This window comes from uncultured Leptotrichia sp., assembly GCF_938036635.1.
Lineage (GTDB): Bacteria > Fusobacteriota > Fusobacteriia > Fusobacteriales > Leptotrichiaceae > Leptotrichia > Leptotrichia hongkongensis.
This window is the reverse complement of the sequence record NZ_CALHQO010000563.1, coordinates 1-2372: the sequence shown is the minus strand read 5'-3', so window position 1 is coordinate 2372 and position 2372 is coordinate 1. Positions and strand designations below refer to the sequence as shown.

Annotated in this window: 4 protein-coding genes; all 4 read right to left on the bottom strand. The window is 31.5% G+C overall.

What is annotated here, in order from left to right; translation table 11 throughout:
- On the bottom strand, positions 1-369 hold a 369-nt coding region (locus tag Q0370_RS11350; protein WP_299575802.1), incomplete at its 3' end, for a MutH/Sau3AI family endonuclease.
- A gap of 69 nt (positions 370-438) precedes the next feature.
- Entirely contained in the window at positions 439-1101 is a 663-nt protein-coding gene (locus Q0370_RS11345; RefSeq protein ID WP_299575800.1) for an HAD-IB family phosphatase, read from the bottom strand.
- A gap of 22 nt (positions 1102-1123) precedes the next feature.
- Positions 1124-1810, bottom strand: coding sequence for a pseudouridine synthase (locus Q0370_RS11340; protein ID WP_147006250.1), 687 nt, complete (start codon positions 1808-1810; stop codon positions 1124-1126).
- 19 nt (positions 1811-1829) lie between these two features.
- The coding region (gene scpB / locus Q0370_RS11335; protein ID WP_299575796.1) for an SMC-Scp complex subunit ScpB at positions 1830-2372 on the bottom strand (543 nt) is incomplete at its 5' end.

Sequence of the window (2372 nt, the reverse complement as noted above, 5' to 3'; positions counted from 1 at the left end):
TAATTGTAATTTTTCTAAGACATGAGATTTTTCAAAATCAGTTTCTATCGGCTTATCATTAGGAATCATACCTATTACAAGTCTTTCTTTTGCCTTCAATTCTCCATTTTTATTTTTTATATATGGGGTCACTTTCAATTCTGTATTAGCCTTTAGAAAATCTGGATTGGGATTGCTGTTAGGTTTATAATAAAAATAATACTCCTCTATTAAGTTTCCCAGTTTACCTTTATTTTTATTCAACGTTTTTTCTAATTCCAATTCATTGTCTTTGAAATATTCTCTTAATACATCATAAAAGGTTTTCCCTATCAATTTTTTTGCATAATTTTCAATATCTTGCGGGTCTGTTTCATCGTATGGCAACATATTTTCTCCTATCAAAATTCAAATCATTCTGCATTTTTTTCATATCAATTGTTCTTTTAGATATTAAATTTATAACTGCTTTATTTTTTTATATTCCAAAATCTCGTCAAAATCCCCAAACTCAAAAAATTCAATTCCATTTTCTTCACAAAACTTAACCGCCCTAGTCCCTTTTCTCACAAAAGCAAAATCAGCCACTTCCAATGCTTTGTAATCAGACGGGCCATCGCCTACGAAATAAGTTGTGTAACCCTGTTGCTTATAATTTTCTACAGCTTCCTTCTTGTCAACTCCGTAATAGCCTTCCTTATCCAAAAATGGATTTTCCACAGTAATTTGGTTTTTATCCGTTCCACTAAATTTTAAATCATTTGATATAACTTCGCTATCTGGCAAGTTTATACCGTATTTTGAAAGTGTTCCTTGTACGTTTAGCCTTGCACCTGCACTAACGATTTTAAATTCTGCTCCACTTTTTACAAAATCTACAAAAGTTTCATCAATTGTCACATTTTCCTGTAAAGTCTGGATATACTGCTCTTTTGTAATATTTAAAGAGCCTAGTCCATATTTTATAAACTCTCTTATAGAATATTCTCCAGCTCTATATCTTTTTCGCAGTTCCTGTTTAAATTCAGGCTGATGTGTTTCAAGCAAAACATCTGTCGAATCTTTTTTACTGATTGTTATATCAAAATCTATTAAAAAGATTGATTTTTTATTATTTCCCAATTTTTTCCTCCTGCCAGAAAATTTATAAACTTTTTAGATATTTAATTTCATCTTCATTCAAAGCACGATATTCTCCGACTTGCAAATTACCAAGCGTAAGTTCTCCCACTTTAATACGTTTTAATGAATTAACATTATATCCCAATGTTTCCAGCATTTTTCTTATCTGCCTGTTTCTTCCTTCAAAAATTGCAATTCTAAGTTCCTTTTTGTCAATTTTCTTAACTTTTGCTGGTGCAGTCCTTTTCCCGTCAATTACAACTCCATGCTGCAGTGCCTCAATATCCTTGTCTTCAATTTCACGGCTAACTTTTGCAATGTAGCTCTTATACAATTTTTTTCGTGGATGCATTACGTGATTGTAAACTTCCCCATCGTTACTGATTATAATTAGCCCTTCTGTCATAAAGTCTAATCTTCCATAAGTGAAAAGTCTGGCACGTGATTTTATAAAGTCTACTGCAAGTCTACGCCCAAACTTGTCTTCATTTGAGCAAATCACTCTTTTTGGCTTGTTTAAAATATAATATTCGTATCTTGTATTAAGTTTTACTCTTTCTCCATCAATTTTAACCACATCTTCAGGCTTCACATCCATTCCGATAATCGCCTCATGCTTATTTACGGTAACTCTTCCTTCATTTATAAGCTCATCAGCCTTCCTACGTGAACAAAATCCCGTTTCAGCTATAAATTTATTTAATCTCATTTTATTTACCTCTTTTTTTCTACTCTTTTATTTTTTCAATTTTTTCTTTTGCTTTTAGTTCCGAATCTTCTTCTGAATTTAATTTTTCTTTCTCATTTACATCTTCATTTTCTGCTTTTTCATCTTCTTTGTAAAGCAGCTCAATTTTTTGAAACTGCTCACTTCCTGGTAATTCTTGTTTCCCACGAATATTCAGATAATTATAAAAATCATCTGTTACTTCATACAAATTCGGTGTTCCAGCCGTCTTTTTCCGTCCAGAAATATAAATTAGTTTTCTTTCCAATAGATTTGACATAGTCTTGTCTACACCGACACTTCTAATCTGCTCTATTTCTGCTTTAGTTATAGGCCCTTTATATGCGATGATTGCTAATGTTTCCATTGCTGAACGAGATAATTTCTTTAATTTCATTTCTGGATTAAAAAATCGTTTTACATCAGAGCCAAAAAGTGGATTTGATACAAGACATACGATTCCATTTTCAATTTTTACATTTATTCCCGTATTTTTCCGCTTTTCCTTTAAATTACGCAATATTTCCTCTATTTCAAAAGATTC